The 2,002-nt window shown below is 63.4% G+C and carries 4 protein-coding genes and 1 pseudogene; 1 reads left to right on the top strand and 4 read right to left on the bottom strand.

Annotated features, from left to right (window positions below; all coding sequences use genetic code 11):
- Positions 1-91: 91 nt before the first annotated feature.
- The 3 genes and pseudogenes from P1J78_RS24735 to P1J78_RS24725 form a co-directional block, all read right to left on the bottom strand.
- Positions 92-442 (bottom strand): hypothetical protein, encoded by a 351-nt coding sequence (locus P1J78_RS24735; protein WP_275570034.1) that lies wholly within the window; start codon positions 440-442, stop codon positions 92-94.
- Positions 443-883: 441 nt separating this feature from the next.
- Positions 884-1,156 carry a calcium:cation antiporter family protein gene (locus P1J78_RS24730; RefSeq protein ID WP_275570036.1) on the bottom strand — a complete coding sequence of 91 codons (273 nt, stop codon included), beginning with the start codon at positions 1,154-1,156 and terminating at the stop codon, positions 884-886.
- Positions 1,157-1,304: 148 nt separating this feature from the next.
- A pseudogene (locus P1J78_RS24725) lies at positions 1,305-1,439 on the bottom strand (helix-turn-helix domain-containing protein); the annotation flags it as partial.
- 246 nt (positions 1,440-1,685) lie between these two features.
- Here P1J78_RS24725 and P1J78_RS24720 point away from each other — a divergent pair.
- On the top strand, positions 1,686-1,859 hold the full coding sequence (locus P1J78_RS24720) for an HP1242/YdcH family protein (protein ID WP_275570035.1): 174 nt from the start codon (positions 1,686-1,688) through the stop codon (positions 1,857-1,859).
- Here the strand turns inward: P1J78_RS24720 and P1J78_RS24715 are convergent.
- Positions 1,778-2,002 (bottom strand): hypothetical protein (locus tag P1J78_RS24715; RefSeq protein ID WP_275570037.1); only part of this gene is annotated, 225 nt, incomplete at its 5' end. The two genes, P1J78_RS24720 and P1J78_RS24715, sit on opposite strands and share 82 nt — an antisense overlap.

Below are 2,002 nucleotides of genomic sequence, written 5' to 3'. Positions count from 1 at the left end.
CACCAAAAGCCGGGAAACCTTGCGAAAACGGATACTGCAAATGCAGCCAAAACCACACGTTCTCAATCGCTTGCCCATTCTTCACGTGTGACTAGTTCCGCTCGGCGAGGTATCGATTGCGCTGCCCGGGAAGGGGTTCGACGCGTATCGGGTGCTCCGGCAACGGGCCTTCGCCAAGCCAGGAAAGGGCTCCCATGAAACGCGCCGAGCTTTTCGGCGGCGCCCGATGCGCGATACCGGAAGAAACCAACTGGTCAAGGTTCAAGCCGTCCCCGAGGTGCATGGTCGCGCGTGTCGCCAAATGGATTTCGCCGGATACCATGGAGATGTCGTGGCCGTTTCGTCGTGCAAGGTCGCACACCAGCCGCTGCATTCGGCGCCACTTGTCTCGGTGCGCACGGCTCTGCCACTGGTCACGCAGATCGTCCTCGGATTTCTGCATTCGCGGAATCAAAATCATGAGCGCTTCCAAGAGCGACAAACGGGGCCCGAGCAGAGAGGCACGCTCGACATCAGCACGCTGTGGCCCTGGACATCCCGCTGCGCCTCAGCCTCCATCATCGCCCAACCACCCGGGCCCATGATTTGCCGCCGCGTACGCTCGGACCGGAGGTCGGGCGCGAGTATCCGCAGGTCAGGAGCATCGACGACCCAGCCGAGATGGTGTCCCTCAGAGTCGGCGAAGCGACTGGGCAGGTCGCCATCGGTTGTCGCCTGGTGAAAAATCAGGAAGCTCTCGCGCGCGACTGCGAAGAGCGTCTGCCCGACTGGCGACTACGTGCACCAGCGGCGTAGCGAGCCCCAGCCGTCGCAGATATCTTGATCGTCCCATTGCATGAGCGACGGAATAGTGTTCTCCCGAGAGTAATGTGCTGTCGATCTGTCAGCCAGCGATCCCGGTCGAGAACAGGAACTCCATGTATACGGCGTAGGCAGACAACAACAGCGTGCCCAGTACGCGCCCGATCTGTTTCGAGGCGAACAGCGCGCCGAGCAGCACCAACGCAGCGCCCAGCATGACCGGCGTGTCGATCTCGCGGAACCGCGCGCTGACCTCGATAGGCTTGATCACCACCGTCACGCCGAGGATCGCCAGAATATTGAAGATGTTGGAGCCAATCACGTTGCCAAGGATCACGTCGGAATGGCGCCGGATCGCGGCGACGATGGCGGTGGCAAGCTCCGGCAGCGAGGTTCCGATGGCGACCAGCCAGCACGCGCCTCGCTTGCGCGAGGATCGTGTGTCCCTGCGGCGTCAGCACCGCGCCGCGCTGCCCGCGCTCCACCAGTGTCACCCCCAGCGCGGCCTCCAACGCCACGATCTGCTGGCTCAGGGAAGGCTGACTGATGCCGACCCGCTCGGCGGCGCGTCGGTAATGCCGCGCATTCGCAAGCGCCGCGAAATAGGCCAGTTGGCGCAGGGTCAGTTCGCTGGACATGAAATGCTCGTGGAAAACCTTCGGCACGCGACCGCGCTTATATAGGAAAGGCCTATCGGGCTTTCAGGACGCGCTGCCTTCTTCCGATCAAGACTCCCGCCCATTTCTCGGGTGCGATCACGTTTGATCGCCCACACACACCAGGACAGGAGACCCGTCCTGACGACGATACCCGCCCGACTGCGGACCGCACTTCCGGTCAAGGTCGCGCAGCTGCAGCGCCGCCGCCGCCAGGTGGCGGAGCAGATCGACGCGGAGCTGCAGCGCCCGATGCCGTGCAGCCTGGTGCTGAAACGCCTCAAGCGTCAGCGCCTGCGCATGAAGGACCAGATTGCCCACTATACAGGCCAGATGAGACGTGCGGACGGCAGCGATGGTCCGACGCAGGTGGCGTCAAGATCTTTCGGTTTGTCTTTCTGAACAGCGGGTTGCGGTTCATGCACAGCCCCGACCTCGACGACATGCGCCGCGCCATCGGCGAAGAGGATCAGGATGGGCCGGACGGAGGTACCGCGCATCTGCAACCTCGGGCCGTCGCCACGCCCAGGGCTGCGTGATGCCGA

Source organism: Psychromarinibacter sediminicola (genome assembly GCF_029168335.1).
GTDB classification, from domain to species: Bacteria; Pseudomonadota; Alphaproteobacteria; order Rhodobacterales; family Rhodobacteraceae; genus Psychromarinibacter; species Psychromarinibacter sediminicola.
The sequence above is the reverse complement of the archived record's forward strand: the minus strand, read 5'-3'. Positions and strand labels throughout refer to the sequence as shown.